Source organism: Novipirellula caenicola, from assembly GCF_039545035.1.
In the GTDB taxonomy this organism is placed as follows: Bacteria; Planctomycetota; Planctomycetia; order Pirellulales; family Pirellulaceae; genus Novipirellula; species Novipirellula caenicola.
In genome coordinates this window covers 311,788-334,536 of the sequence record NZ_BAABRO010000006.1, presented here as the reverse complement: position 1 = coordinate 334,536, position 22,749 = coordinate 311,788, and the positions used below count along the sequence as shown (strand labels likewise).

General features: G+C 55.4%; 15 protein-coding genes. 10 read left to right on the top strand and 5 right to left on the bottom strand.

What is annotated here, in order from left to right:
* Positions 1 to 603: 603 nt before the first annotated feature.
* Positions 604 to 2,211: a phospholipase D-like domain-containing protein gene (locus ABEA92_RS15080; protein ID WP_345684668.1), complete on the bottom strand. Its 1,608-nt coding sequence runs from the start codon at positions 2,209 to 2,211 to the stop codon at positions 604 to 606.
* 25 nt (positions 2,212 to 2,236) lie between these two features.
* Positions 2,237 to 3,742, bottom strand: coding sequence for an endonuclease/exonuclease/phosphatase family protein (locus tag ABEA92_RS15075; protein ID WP_345684667.1), 1,506 nt, complete (start codon positions 3,740 to 3,742; stop codon positions 2,237 to 2,239).
* A 774-nt stretch (positions 3,743 to 4,516) separates the two neighbouring features.
* On the opposite strand from ABEA92_RS15075, the gene ABEA92_RS15070 reads away from it, so the two are divergent.
* From ABEA92_RS15070 to ABEA92_RS15055, 4 genes are all read left to right on the top strand, one after another.
* Positions 4,517 to 4,849: a zinc ribbon domain-containing protein YjdM gene (locus tag ABEA92_RS15070; protein WP_345684666.1), complete on the top strand. Its 333-nt coding sequence runs from the start codon at positions 4,517 to 4,519 to the stop codon at positions 4,847 to 4,849.
* Positions 4,850 to 5,423: 574 nt separating this feature from the next.
* A complete protein-coding gene (locus ABEA92_RS15065; RefSeq protein ID WP_345684665.1) occupies positions 5,424 to 6,719 on the top strand; it encodes a DUF1552 domain-containing protein in 1,296 nt (431 codons plus the stop codon).
* A 77-nt stretch (positions 6,720 to 6,796) separates the two neighbouring features.
* On the top strand, positions 6,797 to 9,301 hold the full coding sequence (locus tag ABEA92_RS15060; protein WP_345684664.1) for a DUF1592 domain-containing protein: 2,505 nt from the start codon (positions 6,797 to 6,799) through the stop codon (positions 9,299 to 9,301).
* A 123-nt stretch (positions 9,302 to 9,424) separates the two neighbouring features.
* On the top strand, positions 9,425 to 10,744 hold the full coding sequence (locus ABEA92_RS15055) for an outer membrane protein assembly factor BamB family protein (protein ID WP_345684663.1): 1,320 nt from the start codon (positions 9,425 to 9,427) through the stop codon (positions 10,742 to 10,744).
* Positions 10,745 to 11,040: 296 nt separating this feature from the next.
* Here the strand turns inward: ABEA92_RS15055 and ABEA92_RS15050 are convergent, their stop codons facing one another.
* Positions 11,041 to 11,712, bottom strand: coding sequence for an exopolysaccharide biosynthesis protein (locus ABEA92_RS15050; RefSeq protein WP_345684662.1), 672 nt, complete (start codon positions 11,710 to 11,712; stop codon positions 11,041 to 11,043).
* A 43-nt stretch (positions 11,713 to 11,755) separates the two neighbouring features.
* On the bottom strand, positions 11,756 to 12,190 hold the full coding sequence (locus ABEA92_RS15045; protein WP_345684661.1) for a protein tyrosine phosphatase family protein: 435 nt from the start codon (positions 12,188 to 12,190) through the stop codon (positions 11,756 to 11,758).
* Between the two features lie 300 nt (positions 12,191 to 12,490).
* On the opposite strand from ABEA92_RS15045, the gene ABEA92_RS15040 reads away from it, so the two are divergent.
* From ABEA92_RS15040 to ABEA92_RS15030, 3 genes are all read left to right on the top strand, one after another.
* Positions 12,491 to 13,105 (top strand): YeeE/YedE thiosulfate transporter family protein, encoded by a 615-nt coding sequence (locus ABEA92_RS15040; protein ID WP_345684660.1) that lies wholly within the window; start codon positions 12,491 to 12,493, stop codon positions 13,103 to 13,105.
* Positions 13,098 to 13,691 carry a YeeE/YedE thiosulfate transporter family protein gene (locus ABEA92_RS15035; protein WP_345684659.1) on the top strand — a complete coding sequence of 198 codons (594 nt, stop codon included), beginning with the start codon at positions 13,098 to 13,100 and terminating at the stop codon, positions 13,689 to 13,691. The genes ABEA92_RS15040 and ABEA92_RS15035 overlap by 8 nt, the downstream gene beginning before the upstream one ends.
* A gap of 275 nt (positions 13,692 to 13,966) precedes the next feature.
* A complete protein-coding gene (locus ABEA92_RS15030) occupies positions 13,967 to 14,521 on the top strand; it encodes a hypothetical protein (RefSeq protein WP_345684658.1) in 555 nt (184 codons plus the stop codon).
* Between the two features lie 57 nt (positions 14,522 to 14,578).
* Here ABEA92_RS15030 and ABEA92_RS15025 read toward each other — a convergent pair whose 3' ends face one another.
* A complete protein-coding gene (locus tag ABEA92_RS15025; RefSeq protein WP_345684657.1) occupies positions 14,579 to 17,104 on the bottom strand; it encodes a cation:proton antiporter in 2,526 nt (841 codons plus the stop codon).
* 205 nt (positions 17,105 to 17,309) lie between these two features.
* Between ABEA92_RS15025 and ABEA92_RS15020 the strand changes: the two genes are divergently transcribed.
* The 3 genes from ABEA92_RS15020 to ABEA92_RS15010 all read left to right on the top strand — a co-directional run bounded on the left by ABEA92_RS15020 (position 17,310) and on the right by ABEA92_RS15010 (position 22,745).
* On the top strand, positions 17,310 to 18,353 hold the full coding sequence (locus ABEA92_RS15020; protein ID WP_345684656.1) for a zinc-dependent alcohol dehydrogenase family protein: 1,044 nt from the start codon (positions 17,310 to 17,312) through the stop codon (positions 18,351 to 18,353).
* Positions 18,354 to 18,733: 380 nt separating this feature from the next.
* Entirely contained in the window at positions 18,734 to 21,667 is a 2,934-nt protein-coding gene (locus ABEA92_RS15015) for a protein kinase domain-containing protein (protein WP_345684655.1), read from the top strand.
* Positions 21,668 to 21,791: 124 nt separating this feature from the next.
* A complete protein-coding gene (locus ABEA92_RS15010; protein WP_345684654.1) occupies positions 21,792 to 22,745 on the top strand; it encodes a diguanylate cyclase in 954 nt (317 codons plus the stop codon).
* Positions 22,746 to 22,749 lie beyond the last annotated feature (4 nt).

Below are 22,749 nucleotides of genomic sequence, written 5' to 3'. Positions count from 1 at the left end.
ATAATGACACCGCTGTTACGCTCCATCGTGGCGGATTGAAATTGAGACTTCATCCGCTGGAGCGTAACAGTTTTCTCATTTCCCAGCCCTCCCAATCTCCCCAGACTCGTCGCGTTTCACCATCCCAGGCTACGAGTCCCAGCGACTTATTGGCACGACGGGACTCGTTGCCTCGTCCACTACAGAGAAGACACTACACACGCGTGATTGGTAACAAAAATCCAATGACGAAGTTGATGATGGCGCAGATTGGACCGTACAGGACGTTTGCAACACGGCGTCATACCAGGCGCTATCGGACTCGGAAAACCAAACGTGCTGGCGGCAATCCAGATCGAATACGGGGCCTGCATTGGTCGCTTTGAGCAAATCCCATCCTTCGACTCTCATAAAGAACACTCATCGAGCCATTTGAAGAAGGGATTGATCCAAGATTCCCCCGTTCTGCGATGGCCCGAGATTGCGGCAACGTCCGCGGTGCCGCAGGATGTACTGGAGCACCTGACCCAACCGCTGTTCGAGGAACCCGATCGGCAGAACGAAACCGGTAGAACGAAACGATCGACAAGCCAGAAGAGGTTCAAGTGTTGAGTGACAGAAACCCTAATTCAACCAGAAAACGCGGAAGGTATCGAGGATCTGCTGCGCTTCGTGCAAGTAGTGCTCGGCGACCTCTGCGTCATTGACGACGACGAGCAAGTCGTGCGAAAGCACCGAGGTGTTATACCAATTGAAACTGCCGTCGATGACAATGCGGCGATCGATCACACACTGTTTCGAATGAATTGGCGAATAGGGAACCGGACGATCGAACACGCCATAAACCAATGCGATCGGAATGCCAGCATCCTTGAGTCGCTGAATCGCTGGCAGCAGCGGACGACTAAACTCCTTCTCCATCGTACGCGGTTTGCGGATATCCCCTTGCCACGCTAAATGGCCGTTGAATATCGCGCGTACCTTGACGCCGCGATGATGGGCATGAATTAGGGCATCGATCACGCTATCCCCGTACTCGCCTCGCAGTTCCCCGATCAGAAACAAGCAGAGATCGATGGAATGTTGCGCGCGGTTGATCTCCGAGAAAATCGCGTGGTGTGGGCGATAATACTTGCCATTGAGCATGGCAGTACGTCCGAACGTGTAGAACAGATTAAACGGGCTGCGAGGATCAACGCCATAACGCTGGATCACCCCTCCGCGGATCGATTGGAAGATATTGTGCAGTAGCCGACACATTCCGCGGGAGTGGAATGTCATCCCCGATTCCCAATTCGCTCCCCATTGGTCGAACGTGATGTTGAACGACCCGATGATGCAGTCTTCGTCATCAAAGATGATGAATTTGTTGTGCATGTCCGTGGCGACTTCGGCCAGCGGATCACTGGTAGTACAGATTTCACCCAACAGCTCAATACCGGACCGCTTCAGCTTGAGGTAATTCTTGCTGTTCGTCAGCGTCATCTTCCGCCAATCCACGATGACCTGCACCAGAACTCCGCATTGATGGGCATACAGTAGATGGTTGCAAAAATCTTTGTCGTCGATGCAGTCGACACAGACCTTGATCGTATGCAGCCCCGAAGGATCAGTTTGTTTCTTCCAGATCACCTTGTCGATGTGATCATGAATAAAGCGTTTGGGGTGGTAGGGATGCCAAGTTTGCCCCTTGGTGAACTTTGGAATCAGGTTCAATGAATGATAGTTGTGGTTGATCCAATCCACATCATTCTGCAGTAACCGAGCGTCAAGTTCGAGCGTTTTGTATTCATTCCGCGTCCGCCACTGAGGCGAAACCGAATGATTCTGTTCGCCCGGCAATGCGACTTGCGGACCATCCATAAAAATGTATTCATATTCCGATGGCACTGATCGGAACTCGTGATGCAAAACATACGAGAATTTCACACAAGTGACGCGTCCCTGATGCATCGGTTGGGTGTGGATAAAGATGTCACGCGTTACACGTTGGTGTTTGTTGCCATGCACGTTGATGGGATCGGTATGAGCGATGTACTGCTCATGGCTTCCATCCTCGTGATACACCTTGACGATTACTTTGATGTTGAGGTCGACTCCCCAATCCACATCAAAGACGAGCGTGCCGCGTCGCAGGTAGAACAGCTCATCAAAATCGTTTCGTCGCGCAAAGGGCACCTCCAGCCGGGCGTGGACCGGTGTTGCATATCGCTCTGCAAAATATGAACTCATAAATTCGTCTATTTCTTCAGTGATGTTATGCTAGTTCAAATTCGACGTAGTAACCCGTATGGTCCGACACACGTCCATAGGAATGGTCGGTAAACAGTTCCACGCCATTGAGTGATTGCACCCGAGATCCCTTCTTCAAAAAGATGTAATCGATCCGGCCATCGTGACCGATCGCGCCGGCGATATCCTGAACACGATCGTGATAGACTTGGTCAAACGCGGGTCGATTGACCGTCTTGAGGTATTGATCTTCATACTCACTCGTATTGACGATGTGGCAATAAGCCTCGGACCCGGCTTTGATATTGAAATCGCCACAGATCAGCGTCGCGGTCACGTTTTCGTCATGCCGTTCGTCGGCCCACTGTCGCGTGCGGTCAAATTGAGGGTAGAACCCATCCTCGGGCCAGCTCAAATGAGCACTAAATAAATTCACAGGCCCGAAATACGGAACATGGATCTGCGCCATGACCACGCGACGAGCATGAATGTCAAAGACATCTTGGCTGTCCGACACGTACCCCGAGTCGGTCGACGAAAACTCATGCCGGCTCAGAATCGCCACGCCTTCGCGATATCGATCAAACCCTAGATGCGAATAATCGGTGTGCAGGTGATAGGGAAGCGGCAAGAATGAATTGATCCGCCGTGCTGCATTGGAAGCCCAATCGCCATTGCCATCGTTCCAGTGCTCGGCGACTTCCTGAAGACAAATCAGATCGATTTGAAAATCCTGGATCGCCTGAGCAATCTGCTTGAATTTGTGTTCTTGATCGCTTTCCTGGTAGCAGTGCAGATTCAGCGTCAACACGCGAAGCGTACTTCGCCGTGACTGATAATTTTGGCCATGGCAATTGTCCCAGACGACACCTTCATCCGTCTCAGATTCAATCGCATATTCCACGCGATACGAATGATGAATCGGCAGACGGCCGGTCCAAATTTCCCAGCCGTATCGGTTCGGATTCCGCGCCACGCTGCCGCGAACCAAGTCCCAGTGATTGGGGCGTTTAAAACAACGCGTGACGTGACTCGTTTTCCACTTGTCCGTGGACCAGTGGATTCGCACGCTTTTGGCGTTTAGGGAAGATCGCACCGCAGAATCGATCGACAGCGAGACTTTGCCGCCCTGCAAAACGGGATCATAGAACAGATGCTGAATCGGGACATCGCGGTAAACGATAACACCGGCGTCCGCATCGACCTTGTAATCTAAACCGTGATTGTTGTCCCAGAACGTTCGTCCCGCGCACTCGTAGCTGACCGAATAACGAATGTTCCCTGGCAACGAATGCTCGGACGTCAACGGGCGACGTATACAGGCGTACCACAACTCGGTTCCATCAGGCAACGTGCAGCGGTAGGCCGCTTCGTCAAAATGCCACTGACCGTCCTCACCGCACCAGTGGATTGCCACTTGTTTCTGGTAAGTCAAATTATCAACACGAACCATGAATGACATTTCCTGCCATGCACCCTGGATGGTTCGTGAGATAATATTTTCGGTATATTCGATTCTAATGTGCTGCATTTGCGTACTCAAAGCTCCGAGTCTAAACGCGTCCCGTGCCAACATTCTTTATAAAAAACAATGCATCCTCGGCCCCAAACCAATCCTTGGCCTACTACGCGCCCCTCTAGAATATAGATTGCGATCCGCCGCACGCCGAAGAACTTGCAGAATAAGACTTGGATTTCAATCTGGCTGCGATGCCAAGTCGAGACGCGTCCCTCTGCTTGATTGCAACGAGCAGCCGGGGGCCTTAGTGCGGCGAGCAAGCGATGCCGTGACTGCAAAATCGTGAGTACCGATCAAGCAAAACGGAGCCGTCTTCTGCCTCTCTCGAAGTCTGGTGCGACACACACAGCGACAACAGAAGCCTCCGCGAGCCCTGGCATCCAATCCAGCGAACGTGCAACAACACCATGCATCTGACGTCGACACGAGCCGCAAGCGGTTGCCGTCTCACTGCGCTGGTGTGCATGGCACAAACCGAGCCAAACTTGAACCTCCTCGCATTGCGGTTGAACTGTTCCATCAACAGGATCGCCACAGGACACTGCGTGCATCATTCGCTCTCAAGATCGCACACGCGCTTCGTCACACACGCTTCGTCATGCGTTCATCGCCGTGCGTACGTGCACACTAAGCGATCACCTGCATCGATCCACCGATGTCTCGTATCGCCGAGAGGGCTGCGAGGCGGCCATCCGGCGTGAGCGTTTTTTTGTATCGTCATCTTTTCATCCGAGGCTCATCTGCAACAATCGCGGAGCAACCTTACTCAAACTCGGCGACTGATTGATGAACAATCTCCCCAACTGCCCCCAATGTGACGGCGAATACACCTACGAAGACGGACCATTGCTGGTTTGCCCCAGCTGTGCCCACGAGTGGTCACCGGCTGACGAAGCGGCTGCTGCGGAAGAGGAAGCGACTCGGGACGCCAATGGCAACGTGCTCGAGAACGGCGACACGGTCGTCGTCGTCAAAGACTTGAAGTTCAATGGCGGCGTGGTCAAAGTGGGCACGAAGGTCAAGAACATCCGCATTGTCGACGGCGATCACGACATCGACTGCAAGATCGACGGCATTGGCGCGATGTCGCTAAAGTCCGAATTCGTCAAAAAGGGCTAGCGGGCTCCCCCTGCTGTGGCGGCATCCTTTGACCGCTTGTTGATTCAATCGCAATGCAAATCGCAGCGGTCAGCCGTGGGCTGCTAGGCCAATGCCACCTATTTTTTGTAGCGGTGCACCGCGATCCGCCCGGCTGCAGCGAGTAGAGCGTTCGATTTTGACCGGGCGGCTCGCGCCGCTCCGCTATTAAAACCACTCGGTTAAGGCCAAAGTAAATCGCGTTGGCCGTAAGGCACCGCGTGGTGCGTGGGCCCCGGCCGCTGACGCGTCGCGGCTCAGTAAATCAGCAAGTTCTTGACACGAGTCGCGCCGAAAAACTCGCCCCGGACTCAGCCTTGGGGGACATTCATCGCGGCCGACTCTCTGCAAAAAAATCTATGGACTTTGTGGTGGAGCGAGGGGAATTATTGCATAATGGTTTCTAACGCCAGTTGTTGTTCGTCCAAAAGCACGTCAAATGGATGATTTGCTTGTAGCGAACGCCCCCCTTCCTGCACCTCCCTCCCAATTCGCTTTGCAACGCTCGACCCCCGTTGACGTTGGAATGCGCTCCCCATTTGGCTAGAATGTAGTCATGTCAAAACCAAAGAAAAAGAAGTTTGATCGCAGGCGATTTGTCCTCCGCTCGGTCGCCGGATCGCTCGCGTTGCCCGGTCTTTCCTCGCTAAAGGCCGAATCGGTTGGCAGCAATGCGGCGATTCAGACGACGCGTGGCGCCGGGGTGGGTGCACGACGATTCGTTGCCGTGGGCAATTTGTTGGGATTTCAACAAAAGCATTTTTTCCCTGAGACGACGGGCAAGGATTTCGAGCAGACCACGCTGCTGAAACCGTTGGCCGATAATCGTGACCAAATCACGGTTTACCGTGGATTGGATCATGGATTGCGTGGCGGGCACTTTGCGGTCCACACATTCCTTTCCGGGGTGTTGCACCACGAATCGAAACATCGTCCGGACGGCAACGTCACGATTGACCAATTCCTTGCGGATGAAATTGGCGATCAAACGCGATTCGCATCATTGACCGTCGGATCCGAAGGCGGCATCCATGGCGGGTGTCAAATGTCTTGGACCAAATCGGGCGTCCGCGTCCCGCCGATCACCGGGCCTGCCGAGTTGTTTGAAAAGCTGTTTGTCACCGAATCGCAAGAGCAACGGGCGCAGAAGGTCAAAGCCACGGCGGTCGATGCTTCGATTCTCGATTCGATCACCGAACAAGCCGGCGCGCTTTCCAAACGCGTCAATCAAGAAGACCGAGCGAAGCTGGATGAGTATTTCAGTTCGATTCGTGACGTCGAAAAACGATTGCAAGTCCGACGACGCTGGGCGGACCAACCCAAACCCGAAGCCCCGTTTGAGAAACCGGCCAACACCAACACTGTTGACGATCTTCCGATGTTGTACGAGTTGATCGCATTAGCGCTGCAAACCGATTCAACGCGAATCGCCACATTGGAAATCGGCGGCAGCTTCTTGCCCCAGAATCTAGGGATCGACAAATCCTATCACAGTCTTTCGCATCACGGTAACGACGAAGAGACGATTGCACATCTGATTACACTCGAGTCCTACCAATTGGAACAATTTGGAAAGTTCCTCACGCGGCTTGCCGGAATCCAAGATGGCCAACAAAGCCTGCTCGATTCGACCGCGGTGCTGTTTGGTAGCGGCATGGGCAACGGCAGCTCGCACACCAACACCGATCTACCCATCGTGATGGCGGGTGGCGGCTACGGACGCGGTGAGTTCAAGAAGGCCGGATCGAAGGGGTCGGGCAATGTCCCGCTTTGCAATCTGTTTGTCGACATCGCCCAACGGATGGGGGTCGAGAAGGAATCGTTCGGAACCAGCACCGGCACCTTCTCATAATCGCGATCACCATGCATCTGTGTCATTCCATCAATCGGCGTCCGTTTTCTGCCGTTTGCGTTACGGTCGGGCTTGTCATGCTCGGCCTAGTCATTCTCGCGGTTGTCGTGCCGCGAAAGGTTTCCGCGGCGGACGCGGAACCTCGACCGGAACAATCCGCGGACTCAGCGGCTGATCAACAGACGGTCGTGGCGAACTTCATAGGCGAATTCTGCCTGCAATGCCACGACACGGGATCCGCTGAAGGTGAGCGTGAATTCGAATCGTTCACGCTACCGATCACGTCCGAGCAGCAACTGATCACGGCCGATGAGATCATCGATTCAGTGACGTTAAAGGTGATGCCGCCCGAGGACGCCGAGCAACCCAACGACGACGAGCGTTTAGCACTGCTGAGTGTGTTGCGAAGTAGTATCGCGGAGGCCCGCGAAAACTTTAGGAGCTCGGGTGGCCGCACGGTGATGCGTCGGCTTTCCAATCGCGAGTATGAAAACACGCTTGCGACACTGCTTGACCGCCGCGTGGATACGTTGGGGCTGACAGCGGACTTTCCAAAGGAAAACACCAGCGGTCATATGGACACGATCGGCGAAGCGTTGGTGACGTCGGGCTTTCTGCTGGACCAATACCTGCAAGCCGCATCACGGCTGGTCGAGACTCGTCTTGGCAAACCGGCGATGCAGCCCAAATCGTGGCACTTTACCGACAATTTCCAGCAGTACGAAGAACTCACCGGCGCCCACCGCAGCGTGTTCAAATTCGAGTACCTCTGTTTGTATGAACAACCCAATACCGATACGCGGCAAGGCGGCTATGGGCACATCGAGGATTTTTTAGAGGGAGTCCCGGTGTCAGGACTCTACGACATCCAAGTTCACGCGCAAGCGATGCACCGGGACACGCATTACGATCCGAAGATTTTTCGCATCGACCTTTCCGAACCGTTTCAATTGGCGGTGGTTCCAGGCGACGCCACCAAGGGACACATCCACTACCCGCAAGCCATCGAACCGGTTTTGGCCACCACGATTGTGCCCGACGACCAACCCGAATGGTTGAGTTTTCGTGTGTGGTTGGAAGCCGGACAGACGCCTCGTTTCATTTTCCCCAATGGTCCGTACGAATCACGGGCGACGGTGATCGCGTTGAACAAGCGATACAAGGATGAATTCAAAGCACCGAAGGTCGGGGTCAGTCGCACGGCACTGCTTCGCGAAGGCGCGCTACCGCATATCAAGATCGGCGAGGTCAAAGTCCATGGTCCGCTTGCCGAACCTGGTGGCGGCAAAGAGGAACAGGCGGTTTTCGGGAAGGAAGGATTTCAGGCTGACCGAGCGATCGAGCAGTTAGTCGCGTTTGGTCAACGAGCGTACCGGCGTCCGCTGGATGATACCGATCGCACGCGGATCGAGGCCATGTATCAAAAGCGTTTGTCCGAAAATGCGACTCCACGACAGGCTGCATTGGACACGCTAAAGATGATCCTGTGTTCGCCCTCATTTTTGTACCTCAGCGAAATCACAGCCGAGGACGAAACCAGGCTACGACCGTTCGATCTCGCCTCGCGACTTTCCTACGCGTTGTGGGCGGCCCCACCGGATGATGAACTTTTCGCCGCCGCGCAATCCGGCCGTTTAACCGAGACGGACGAGTTAAAGAAACAGATCACTCGGATGCTTGCGGATGATCGATCCAACGAATTCATCCACGGCTTTCTCGACAGCTGGCTTAACCTACGTGACATTGGCAATCTGCCTCCGCCTCGCAACGCGGCCTGGGAGTATTACGCACAGAATTTGCCGGACTCGATGAAACAGGAAGCTCGTCTGTTCTTTCGAAACCTGCTTGATCAGAATGGATCGGTGATCGATTTTCTTGATGCGGACTACACCTTCGTCGACAAGAAATTGGCAACGCTGTACGGATTACCCGAGCGAGAGACGCTTCGTTTGGCTGACGGATTCCAACGAGTCAGCCTTGCGAAGAACAAACAGCGTGGCGGCGTGCTGGGGATGGCGGGCGTGTTGACCGTCAGCGCCAATGGGGTCGACACGTCACCGGTGACCCGCGGCGTTTGGGTTCTCGAAAACATCCTCGGCATCACCCCGCCTCCGCCGCCGGACGAAGTTCCCGCGATTGACTCTGATGTCAGCGGAGCGACCACGATCCGAGAGAAATTGACGCGGCACAGCGAGGATAAAGCGTGCTACGTGTGCCACCGCAACATCGATCCGCTCGGCTATGCACTGGAAACGTTCGACCCCATCGGACGTTGGCGCGAGAAATATCCAAAGCCAAAAGGCAAGGGGACGGCGGCAACCGTGGATCCGTCGGGCAAGCTGCCATCAGGTGAAACCTACAAAGATTTTCCTGGATTCAAAAAGGTGCTACTGGAAAGTCGCCGCGACCTGTTCGCCCGAAATTTGATTGAAAAATCGCTGATGTATGCCACGGGGCGACATATGGAGCGGACCGACCAGTTTGAAATCGATGATATATTGAATCGAGTCAAAGCCGAGAACTACGGACTGCACACGATGATGACGGAAACGTTGACTAGCGACATCTTTCGGTCGCGTTGAGTCCCCAAAAAATTGAATTACGACGCAGGTCGTCGTGGATTTTGATCACGATCCCGCATGCAGGATCTTTGGCAAGATCCACTACCGCGCTTCTTCAAATCCCCTCATGTTCCAGGAATCACCATGAAAACAGCCTGTTACGTAGCAATGGCCCTCTGTTTTCTGAACTTGGTTTCAATCTCATTTGCAGCCGATTCGAATTGGCCGCAGTGGCGAGGGCCCACGGGATCAGGCGTCACGTCGGCCGACGGTGTGGTAACTGAGTGGGGGCCCGATCAAAACGTGAAATGGCGAATCGAGTTGCCCGAAGCCGGCAATTCGACGCCGGTCGTGTGGAACGACCGTGTCTTCTTCACTCAACCGATCTCCGAATCGAATCAACGAAGTCTATTCTGTGTTGATCGAGAAACGGGTCGCGAACTTTGGCGACGCAGCGTCACGTATGACAGGCAAGAAACGTCACACAAAACGAATCCCTATTGCTCGGCATCGCCGGTGACCGATGGGAAACATGTCATTGCATGGTTTGGGTCCGCCGGGCTGGTGTGTTGGGATGTCGATGGTAACGAAATGTGGCGTCGCGACCTTGGCAAGCAAGAACACATGTGGGGCTACGGTACGTCGCCCATCCTGCACAAAGATATGTGCATCCTGTTGTTCGGACCCGGCAACAACGAGTTCCTGATCGCGGTTGACAAGTCCACTGGCGAAACTCAATGGCAGGTGGACGCCCTGGATGATCAAGCCGAACGCGCTCTCAGCGGCCCTGAGAATGACGGCAACGCCAATGATTTCAGCAGCAACAAACCTCGCAGCGAGCGGCTGCGAGGTGCATGGAACACACCGATCGTGATCGAGGTCGATGGCCACTTTGAATTGGTCGCCGCGCTGTCTCGGCGAGTCAGCGCGTTTGATCCCGCCAGCGGAGAGCGACTTTGGACTTGCGGCGGAACGGGCCCCTTGGCTTACGCCTCGCCGATGGAATCCAACGGCGTCGTCGTTGCATTGGGCGGTTATGGTGGTGCATCGCTGGCCGTCCGGGCCGGTGGCCGTGGTGATGTCACGGAGACACATCGGATCTGGCACAAACCCAAAGACCAAGGATGGTTGGGGACCGGGGTTGTCGACAATGGATCGATCTACATCTGCAACATGAATGGTGTGCTGAGTTGCATCGACGTTCAAACGAGCGACCAACTTTGGAAAGCTCGTACCGAAGGTGGGGGTACATGGTCTAGCATCACGCAGACCGGAGACGGTCGCATGTTCTTGTTGACCAAGTCGGGTACCACCACGGTCTTCAAACCGCACACAACCAAGTTAAACAAATTGGCCGAGAACGAATTGAACGAAAATACAAACGCATCGATTGTCGCAGCCGGCACCGACATCCTGATTCGGACTGACCAAGCGCTGTGGTGTATCGCGGATGAACAACGCTAAGCAGGTCGGCAGGTGTCTTTCGGCGTATTAGCCGTTTTTCCAACGCGATGAAGCATTTCGGAGTCGTTTTTTGCCAGGTCATGACAACCCGACGCGTGAGTTCTGAAGTTGCTGTTTTTGTGCCGGAGGCACTTTGTGGGATAGCCTTGGACTTTAGTCCAAGGTTTCGGTTCTGAAATTGACACCAAGTCGCGGAGCGACGTTCTGTGGCGAGCGATCTTCGATTGCGCACAGGGCAATCCGATCCATGTTTCGAGGGACCGCCGAGCAAGCTGCAAAGGGATTCGGGCCAGCGGTTATACGAATTGGTAGCCGATCATCGCGATCACGCCCAGCGACAGCAAGATCGCCAACCCCGCGAGCAGTCCGTCTCGCGCCATTAGCGCCAAGGCAAACACGACGATCGCCGCCCCGGCGATGTTCGCACTGAAAGGAACGAATTCGAGCACCGGGGTCGCAGCGGCGATCAAGATGCACGCAATGGCAATCGCGGCATACCCGGCGTGGTCCACCAGCGCGGTAAAGCGTTTCTTGGTCAATCGATCGATCCAGCTGGCCGGACGTTGCCCCCAACGCACCATTTTCTTGACCGTTTCGCTACGGACCCGTCGTTTTTCCATCCAGCCGGGAATCCAAAGATGCTCGCGTTTGAGCACCATTTGGACCGCGACGATGATAACCAACAAGCCGAGAATGACCGGAACGCCGGGGAGATCGGCTGGCCCTGGCAGCGCCATGATCAACCCCGGCAGCAATAACAACGGAGCAAAGGAATGCTGGCCGATCGCATCGAGAGCGTCACCGAGTGAGATCTCTTCACGATCCTCGGACGCCTCCTCGAGCAGCTGCAAGGTTTCGCCGATCGAATGGGGTTCGCCTTGAGATTGATCGCGGTGGTCCGCGTGATCACGCCCGGTGGACTGATCACGCGAGAATGCATTTCCTTTGATATGACTAGAGCTGTTCATTCTGGGGATACCATAAAAGGTTTCGTAACGAACGTAGAGTTGCCTAGCGAGCAACATGCGAGTCGACGTATTGCTTGACAAATTTTTCGAGCTCCGGCTGGTCACATTCGAAGCCCATTTCCTTGGCCTGTTGGAGCGTCTGCTCCCCCGTCATTCCTTGCTCGGCCGCCATGTGCATCATCATCATCGCACCGGCCCGTTTTCCCGACTTGCAGTGAGCAAACACGGGTTTGGGAAGTTTTCGGTATTGTTCGCGAAACCGATCGACCGCTTCGGGCGATATCCCCTGCATGTCCACGGGAACGTGTAGATATTCCAGCCCGTTCGCCTCGGCTTTCTTCTGTTCGTCGTCCGGCGACAATGGCTGATCCTCCTCGCCGGCTGTTCGAAAATTGACCAGCGATGCGAAGCCCTTGTCCGCTAAACCTTCAATCTCGTTCGCCGTCGGTTGTGGGCCTACGGTAATTTCGTCGTTCATTTTCATCCATTCAGCCATTGGTAGCCCTTTTGTCTATCGTGTGGAAAGTGATTTGAAACATTGGATTACGTGCACAGCTAGAAACACGTGAAAAATGGAAAACTTGCAAATCGAGTACCGGCGTCAAGCTTCGTCTTGCCTTCGTCTTGCGAAGCGGACCGCAATGCCCCAAAACGCCTTGTGGCGTGCCATCAAAATAGGAACAGCAATTGCAGATCTTTAAAGACAGATGATTGATGTTTAGCTGCGTGCCTCGGTGCCAGGTTTTGCGCGGGCTCGTTTGCGACTAGCAAGGAGCGTTTGCGATCAGCAAAAGGGGCAACGCAACGATTGCATCCACCAATCGAGACACGGTATTTGCAAACCAAAACGGGAACTGAGATGAACAATCCTTTGGCAAAACACGCCTGGTCACCCTACTTGGTCGGCGCTGGCATTGGCGTGCTGAGTTGGTTCGCTTTTTGGAGTGCCGACCATCCTCTAGGAATCACGACTGCGTTTGAACACACCGCAGCGCTGGGGATCCAGGCGGTCGCGCCGCAATTTGCTGAGTCGAATTCCTACTTTCAAGACAACTCGCCCAAGATCGGCTGGGAATGGATGCTGGTGGTTGGCGTGTTGTTGGGCAGTCTACTCAGCTCGTTTGCTTCGGGAGATCGCGAGCGTGTCGTCGTTCCAGAGATGTGGCGACGGCGGTTTGGCGACAGTGCCGCACTTCGGATGAGCGTCGCATTCTTTGCCGCGGGTTTGATGATGTTTGGTGCTCGACTAGCCAAAGGTTGCACCAGCGGTCACGGAATCAGCGGAACGTTGCAACTTGCGGCCTCGAGCTGGGTGTTCAGCATCACCTTTTTCACGGTTGCCATTGTTACCGCATTTCTACTTTACGGCCGGAGGGCTAGCGAAAATGTTTGATCCCATCTGGAAACTTGCTCTCGGACTGATCACGGGCATCGTCTTCGGCATCTTGTTGCAGAAGGGACGTGTCGCGAAATACCATGTCATCCTCGGTCAATTCCTGTTCCGTGATTGGACGGTGGTCAAGATCATGGGGACCGCAGTCGTGGTCGGCTCGGTCGGAGTTTATGCGTTGCTGGAAGCCAATGCGGTTTCGCTACACCTTAAACCGCTGATGTGGGCAGGCGTTCTGGCAGGCGGCATTTGCTTTGGTGCGGGCATGGCTCTGTTTGGCTATTGTCCTGGAACCAGTGTGGCTGCGTGCGGTGAAGGACGCCGCGACGCGATGGTTGGTGTTGTGGGGATGCTGTTCGGAGCCGCGTTGTTTGTCGGATTCTATCCACAGCTCTCGGCGTTTGCCAAAGCTTGGGGTGACGCAGGCGAGATCACTCTTCCGCAGTGGACCGGGACCTCGCCTTGGCTATGGATCGGAGCGCTGGTGGCGATTGCCGTGGTCGGCATTCTGACCGAACGGATGAAGCACACTCCCTCGCGTCCTCGGCATGCGAAACACGTCGGCCATGGCAAACACGTGCGAGCATGATTCACGCGTTAGCGATCGTCATCAGAAGGTAGCAGACGTTCTGGTGAATGCGCCTGCCGGCTGGTGAACGAGTACGCTGCGACAGTACATGCGTCTTTGGCACGGCAACGATGCTGCAAAAACGGCATGTTGGATCTTTCATCGAATCCCCATGTTCCATGGTTCATGCCATATTCCCTGCGGGGGGAACCATTGCGACAATGACGTTGACTGGCACACTTGCCTGATCCGCATGCATCCACTCGCCACCCCCCCAATCATCGCTCCGAGTCACCATGAGTCCAAAGGTTTACGGTATTGTTTTCGCGCTGCTGACCGGTCTGTTTTGGGGCATGTACGGCCCCGCATTGCAAACGTCGCGTGTGTCAGGGCAGAGTCCCTTCAAACCCTTTATTTTGATCGGTGTCGCCTATCTGTTGATTGGGATTGTCGGCGGAGTGGTGGGCATCCTGGCGACCAAAGATAACTTTCATTTTGCCCCCGTGACCGTTCGTTGGGGGTTTATCGCCGGATCACTCGGCGCGTTCGGAGCATTAACACTCACGTTGGCGTTATTCAAAAGCCGGGCCCCGGATCTGGTCATGCCCATTGTGTTCGGCGGAGCCACGCTTGTATCGGTCGCGATCGGACTGTGGATGAAGCAAGAGCTGCTTTCGGCCCATCCGATGCAGTACGCTGGCACGTTGGCGGTCGTGATCGGAGTGGTGTTAGTGCAAGCCTACGCATCGCACGGCCCAGCAAAACCAGTCGATGCCTCGACCGCCAGTGTCGTCTCGCAACCGGTCAGTCCGCCCAGCGAACTCCCTTCCGAAGCCCCAACGGATCGGTGACGGTTGCGGACTGGCTTCTGATAACCACGGCTCTGCCTAACTGCCACATCCATGTCGCTACGTTCCGTCGCGACCGTGGCGTTCTCGAGCGACTTCTTCGAGCGAATGCTGAATCGCAGGGCATGCACTCCGCACGGCGTCCAAGTCCACACGGCGAAGTTCATATAAAGCACAGGGCGTCACCGCGCGACAGGTAGCGGAGCGGGGTTCACGCAACAACAACGCCAATTCACCGAAAAACTGTCCCGCCACCAACGTGTTGAGCTGTTTCGTTTCGCCGTCGACGTCTTTGACCACCCGCACCACGCCACGGGCGATCAAGAACAGTGAATCACCGGCTTGGCCTTCGCAGATGATGTCTTGTCCTGAGGGCACCGTGTGCTCGCGCAGCTTGCTGGCCACGCGATTGAACTCCTCGCGCGGCGTCTGTTCAAAGAACGGAACCTTTCGCAACAACTCACTGGGATCGACGTGCAATTGTGCGTTAAGCGTTTTGGCATCGAGTTGGCCGACATGTTGCCGCAGGTTCTCGATGATTTCGCTGGCGATCCCATCGGGGATGGTGCCAGCGATGTTCTCGCTCTGGATGACCTCGCGTTGTGCTTGCGACACCAATCGTTCCCCGAGTTGTTCCTGCATCAGTTGAACGAATTCGGGGAACTGTTCGGCCACCGCATCGATTCGCGATTTCGCCGACGCTTGCCACGCTTGATAGCGGCGGCGAACCTCTTCGACCACCGACCGATCCTCTTGTTTTGCAATCTTGTCCAAGTGAGCGAGCACTTGGTCGCATCCCTGATAACGTCCCCACGCGCGGGCATACTCACCGCTGGTGCGAGCGACGCCGATCCGGCTAGCCCACCAGCGTGCCAGCGGGATCTGCTGCATCACTTGGGTCACTTTCTGACGTATCGCCTGACGCTTGGGATCGTAAATCGTCGCCTTGGGCAACTCGCCCTGATACCGCATCGATTCGCTGCATAGCTCTAATGAGAAGGCCAAGTCGCGATAGACTCGCTCGGACAAATGCCGCTTGGTGAACATGTCAAAGTACAGTTTTCGTTCCAATCCGAAGCAGCGAAGAAAGACCACCGCTCGCTCTTCGTCGCTGCTGAGTTCATGTGCCCGTAAACTTTCGCGTTCACTTGTCAGTTCATCGAGTTCGCGGAGGAGGCGATCCTGAAGCCGACTCGCGATGACGGAGGAGAAGAAGCCGCCGGCCTGCAATTCCGGAACTCGCTTGAGCGCATTGTGCTTGGCAGTAATCTGTCCCTCGATTCTGGCCAGCTTGTCGGCGGCACTGGGTTGATCCAGCCCGAGCGTTCGCACCAGTCGACCGATCGTCGTCGCTTGGACGATTAACGTGAACAGCACCGCGCCCATCACGACCGCAGTGAATTGCGACTTGTACGGAAAACTGTCGGGCAGGTACAGCACGATCGCCAATGCGATCGCACCTCGCAATCCACCCCAACCCATCACGATTTGGTACGCCTTGCTGACCGTCTGCGAGAATTTTCCAGTCAGCGGCACCAGTCCAAAGATCACGACCGCTCGCGAAATTTGCATCGCGACCAGCACGACCACCAGCACGCCGATCGCGTTGTAAAGGTCACTCAAATCCACGCTTAATCCGACCAGCAGGAAGATCAAGGCATTACAAACGAACGCCATGTACTCCCAGAAGTGGTGCATAAAGCCGCCGACTTCGGGCGAGATTTTGGTGCGTCCCCAGCTGCCCATCATCAGCCCGGCAACCAATGTCGCCATCACTCCGCTGACGTGCAGATAATGTTCGGCGATCAGAAACGAACCATACGCCAAAACCATCGTCAACGATATTTCGATGTCCGAATTGGCGCGGACGCGTTGCAACAACTGTCCGAACACCCAGCCAAGTAACATGCCAACGAAAATCCCCCCAAAGAACACCACAAAGAATTGTGCCAGTCCCTGCAGTGCTGCTCCGCCGCTGAATCCGTCCGTCGCGACGCTCAGCAGGATCCCGGCGACGACAATCGACGTCGCATCATTAAAAAGACTTTCTCCCTCGACCAAGACAGTCAGCCGTTTTGGGGCGCCGAGCTGTTTAAATAATGCGATCACGGCAACAGGATCGGTCGCACTGAGGATCGAACCGAGCAGCAGTGCCGCGGCCAAGGGAATCTCCGTCAACAACGCGACGATGCCACCGATAATCAACGTCGATAGCAGCAGCCCCGGAATCGCCAACATCAGCACGGGTAGAAGATTCTTTTGAAGTTGCCGAACTTCTAAGTTGTAGGCCGACTCAAAAACCAGCGTGGGAAGAAAGACGAACAAGATCACGTCGGGCGAAATCGTGTACTCGGCCAACAAGCGAAACGTCGGCACATGCTTGCTGATCAACGCCAGCGTCAATCCGATCATGACGAGCATCACGGTGAATGGCAATTTCCACCGATTGCAGATCGCGAGTACCGCGGCTGCGAGCAGAAGAAGTGCGAAGATCACCGCGACCTGTTCGGTGACTCCATGTCCGCCGCCCGAAGAGGGCTCGGAGGAAGCCAGCACGAGAAAAGACGACAAAGTCGAAGGCATCATGTTTTTCACCGCAGCGAACTGCGACACTCGGCGACGGTGTTCGCACCGAAGAAACCGATGCGTCGACCGCATTGTAGCAAAGCCGCGGGCAACGGATGCGTGCCAAAGCAGACGGCATTGGGCTCACGCAGGCTAGCTTGTTTCGCTAAAACAACGCTCGAACCACACCCCGTTTTCAAACGTGAATCAAAAAGCGAGAGCCAGCATGAGGGCAGCGATCTATAGCGAATTCGCCTCTCCATTGACCATTGAAACTGTGGCGGACCCGACGCCTTCGGATCACGGAGTGGTGATCCGGGTCGCAGCAACGGGGCTGTGCCGCAGCGATTGGCACGGATGGATGGGGCACGATCCCGATATTCGCTTGCCGCATGTGCCTGGGCATGAGTTGGCGGGGGTGATCGAAGCAGTTGGCCGCCACGTCGGCCGTTGGCAAGTCGGCGACCGAGTGACCGTGCCGTTTGTGTGTGGTTGTGGCACGTGTGCTGAGTGTGCTGCGGGCGAACACCAAGTGTGTGAACGGCAATTTCAACCCGGTTTCACTCACTGGGGATCGTTTGCCCAGTACGTCGCAATCGACTACGCCGACACCAATTTGGTCAGACTTCCCGAAGCGATCGATTTTGTGACGGCCGCAAGTCTGGGGTGCCGGTTTGCAACCGCGTTTCGGGCTATCGTCGACCAAGGCCAACTCAGCGGCGGGCAATGGGTAGCGGTTCATGGCTGTGGCGGTGTGGGGTTGTCTGCGATCATGATTGCCAACGCCTTGGGCGCGAACGTGATTGCAATCGACATCCACGAAGAGAAACTCGACTTTGCACGAGCGATTGGAGCGGCCGAAACGGTGAACGCGGCGGTCGTGGACGACGTCGTTACCCAAGTGCAGAGCATCACTCGCGGAGGGGTGCATGTTTCGCTCGACGCGTTGGGCAGTCCGACCACCTGTTTCAATTCTATCGCCAATCTAAGAAAGCGTGGTAAACACATCCAAGTCGGGCTGATGTTGGGCGAACACCGACAGCCCCCGGTGCCGATGGACCAAGTGATTGCGAACGAGCTCGAGATCCTGGGCAGCCACGGCATGCAGTCGCATCGCTATCCGGCAATGTTGGCGATGATGGCCGCCGGCAAACTGCAGCCCGAAAAGCTGGTGGGCAAAACAATCCGGCTCGAAGAATCACTCGAAGCACTGACCACAATGGATCGCTATCCCAACACCGGCGTCACGGTGATCAATCAATTCGATTGAGGAACGAATCAGCTGCGGACGCTCGCATACGCAGCCGGATACCACGCACGCGTGTTTTGAAGCCGTGGGCGTCCCTTGGTTGCTCGTTTCGATACGGATATTCGTTAGGACTAGTGCAACCGCTTCGTTGGCGAGTTGTTCATTGCAGACATGAGCGTTTTGCGCAGTCACCGTCACGCACCGGCACAACAGCACAACCTACGTTTCCAGCGGAACAAGGAATATCGGGTCGCAGACTCGGGGCAGCAAGTGACTTCGCAATAACCGCCGGCATGACAAACTCTGAATCAAATCACCCTGACTCGACAAGCCGGCTTTGCACTCCATCGAGTGGCCTCCAATCTGACGCGACTTGCTCTGACGGATTTAGCAGTGATGGATTGAACCCAAGCGACGCATCGGCAAAACGAAGCCGCTCACGCTCTCGACGAAATCGCCAGCGTCCCTCGGCCTCGTCCAATTCGATCCCGGATGTCACGATCGGATCGAATCCCACCCCGGATTCATGCGGCCATGCGAATCCAACCAAACTAGCCAACGAGGGTCGCCACACGCCATCACGCTACGAGAGTCTCGGCGAGGTGGGGCGAGGCGGATGGGGCATCGTCGAAAAAGCGGTCGATCGCCAATTGGATCGCGAAGTTGCCGTCAAACGCTTTAGTGACGCCGACGACGTGACTGAGCAGGAACGTCAACGTTTTCTGCATGAAGCCAAGGTGACCAGCCAATTGCAACATCCCGGGATCGTTCCGGTCCACGAGATGAGAGATCAGCGGGATGCGTTCTATGTGATGAAGTTGCTCGACGGCTTGACGTTTCGCGAATTCATCCAACACCATCATCAGCAATACACCACCAAACGTCAGACGCGTTTCCAGTTCGGCGAATCACTCGAACCACTGCTGCAACGCTTCGTCGATGTCTGCAACGCCGTCGCCTACGCGCACCAACGAGGCATTATTCATCGCGATCTGAAACCATCCAATGTGATGATCAGCGATTTCGGTGAAACGATCGTGTTGGATTGGGGATTGGCACAGTCGGTGAACCGAAACGCCGTTCAGCAGCACAGCGACGAACGTCCTAATGTCTGCGAGACACAGGCCGAGGTCTCATCGATGATCGAGCCGGACGGAACCATCGTGGGCACGCCCGCGTACATGTCTCCGGAACAGGCAGCCGGCGATATTTCAAAGATCGACCAGGCCTCGGACATCTATTCGCTTGGGGTGGTGCTCTACACTGTCATCGCAGGCCGTCATCCCTATCACGGCCAGTCGGTCGAAACGATTTTAGAACAAGTCCGAAACGCCTCGTATACCGACCTGCGAACGATCCAGCCGCGAACGCCATCGCCGCTGGTATCGATTGTCAACAAAGCGATGTCGGCCTCTGCTAAGGATCGCTATCGCAGCGCAGACCAATTGGCCAGCGACGTGCGGCGGTTCATTGCCGGCGATCCCGTCTCGGTGCATCGTGAAAGCCCGATCCAGCGAAGCATTCGCTGGAGCCGTCATCATCAAGGAATGGCTGCCACGATCGCGATCAGCGTCGCGGTACTGCTGATCGCTTCGATCGCATTCGCCATTGTGATCAAACAGTCGCATCGCGCGGAGCAACTCGCCCGTATCGAGGCACAGCGAGCGCATCGCGAAGCGATCCTGAGTCTGGCCGAGGCCCGTGATGCGACCGACACATGGTTGGTCGAACTGAGCGGATCGCTTCAATTCTACCCCGGCATGGCGACACTGCGATCGGAGTTATTAGAGCGTGCGATTGACCAGTATGACCGCATCACCAAACAAAATCTCGCGTCCGCACCTTCGGCTGATTTCGTAATCGACGCATCCTCCGGTCGATCCCTGTCCGTTTCGACCGACAACACCGAACGGATTGCATTGCTGGAACGAGCCAAGGCCTCGCTTCGATTGGGCGATCTCTATCGCTTGACCGGGAAACCCGAACAAGCACAACAGCATTACCGCGCTGCCGAATCACTGCTGCAATCAGCCCCGTCCGGCAACCTTGATTCCATCGTGACACCTGTCTCACTTGCGGCGAACACGACATCGTCCGCGATCGAAACTGGATCCATTGACTATTTGTTTCATCTCGAACGCATCCAATCGTTGATAGGGCAGTTGTTGATCAGCGATCAATCCACCGCCAACTTACCTTCGCAGGACCGCATCACCTCGGCCCGACTATGGCTGTGGCAAATCATCCAACCACACTATCACGCCAAATCAAACGACTCACTTCCACCGCTTGACCCGTTCTCAGCTCGCGTGGCATCGGCGTTTGTTCGTTTGGAGTTGGCGATGCGTTTTGCGATCCTGAACAATCCACCATCGGATTGGCAGTGGAATGAAGCGTCGTACCAACAATCGCTACAGGTCGCGCGTTGGTTGACTAAACGGCGAGGCACCGTGGGAGATCGCCGACTGTCTGAAAATATTCAAACCGACCACTGCGGAAGATTGACACAGGCAGGACAACATCAACTTGCCGCAGAGTCTTGGTCGGTCTTGATCGACGACTTGAAGCGATGGCTAACGGCCGATCCGGATCGTATCGACTATATGCAATCGCTCGCTCACGCACTGCTAGAACGCGGAAACAGCTTGGTTGCGATCGGACGTCACGCCGACGCGACCGCCGATTTTGAAGCTTCGATTCGGCTGCTTGAAACCGCTTGGCAGCTTACCGATGACGATGGTTTTTACCGTGTCAACTTGGCAACCGCCGAGAACAACTTGGGACAACTGTTGGCGAACGGAAACCCTCGAAATCCCGAACTGGCGACGCGGCTGCTGCGACAATCGTTGCAGACGTACGAAGCGTTGCTGAGAGAAGAGGTGACGGCGGACCGATTACGCCGTTACGCCCAAACGCACCATGCCCTTGCGATGGTCACGCTGGAATCCGCACAGAACGCAAACGTCATTGCAAACGAATCGATTGAACACGCCCAGAAGGCGACATCCGCGTTCGAGATCCTGAAGGACTACGAAAACTTGACGATCGACGACACCCTCAACTGGATGCGATCCGAAGTGCTGCTTGCCGCCCACCATACAAACCAAGGCAACATGGATGCAGCGGCAAAACACTTGGATTCGGTACAACGCCAAGATTGCTGGGTCGCTGATCAAACATTAACCGCCCCGCAAGATCAACGCCTCGGCCAGCTGCGTGATGCAGTGGCCAACATCCAACAAGCGACGGTCGAAACCGACGCGATCCCGCAAGGAGCGATCGGCACGATCGATAACATCGCGCCAACCGACACCGAATCACGTTCGAGCGAGTGATTGAAATCGATCGAGCCACGTGTTTTGCCATCGCGTGACCCATGTTTGGAAAAGCAAACAAAACCTTGGCAAGTCACGGCCTTTCATCCGCTTGCCCAGTAATCTTGATTAAGAACGAACCATCATGCCCCATTCCGCCTCCATTCATCACGAATCGATCGATGCCGCTGCATTCCCGGTAACCCCCAGCGGCGAAAATCACAACGAGGCGACGCTGCGACGACAACGGATTATCGATCCAAGCCCGTGCGAAACCGAATGTTGTTTAGTCCAGATCTATCCGCCCGATGTGATCGAGGGCATGCAATTACTCGAAGACGATCAGTTTTCGATTGGCCGATCGCCTGAAACCGATCTTCCGCTGTTTGACAGCAGCGTTTCACGTCAACACGCGATGTTGATTCGCAGTCAAGATGGATACTTGGTTCGCGATCTCGGCAGTACCAACGGCACGTTTGTCAACGAAAAATTGATCGACTCGGGCTGTCCCTTGCGGAGCGGCGATACGATCCGAATCGGCAGTTTCCTATTTCGATTCTTGTCCGCGGGATGCGTCGAGACGCAATATCACGAGACCGTCTACAGTGCGATGACGCGTGATGCATTGACCGGAACGATGAACAAACGCTACTTGATGGAAGCGTTGAACCGAGAAATCGCTCGTTCGACTCGTGCACAAATGGAGATGTCGGTGGTGATGGTCGATATCGATCATTTCAAATCGATCAATGACACCTACGGGCATCTTGTCGGCGACGAGGTGCTGCGAACGTTTGGAAAACGCATTGGTGACATCTGTCGCAGCGACGATCTGCTGGCACGTTATGGAGGCGAAGAATTTTGTTTGCTGTTGGCGGCCACCGGACACGACGATGCTCGTGAGATGTCCGAACGCTGCCGCCACGCGGTGGCCGATACTCCTTTTGACACCGCTGCGGGACCGTTGCCGATCACCGCCAGTTTTGGATTCACGGTCTTGAACCCAGGCCAACCTAAAACCTCGAGTGCCCTGCTCGGTGCGGCAGACCAACAACTTTATGAAGCCAAACGCTCGGGCCGTAACCGCGTCTGCGGTTAGTGCG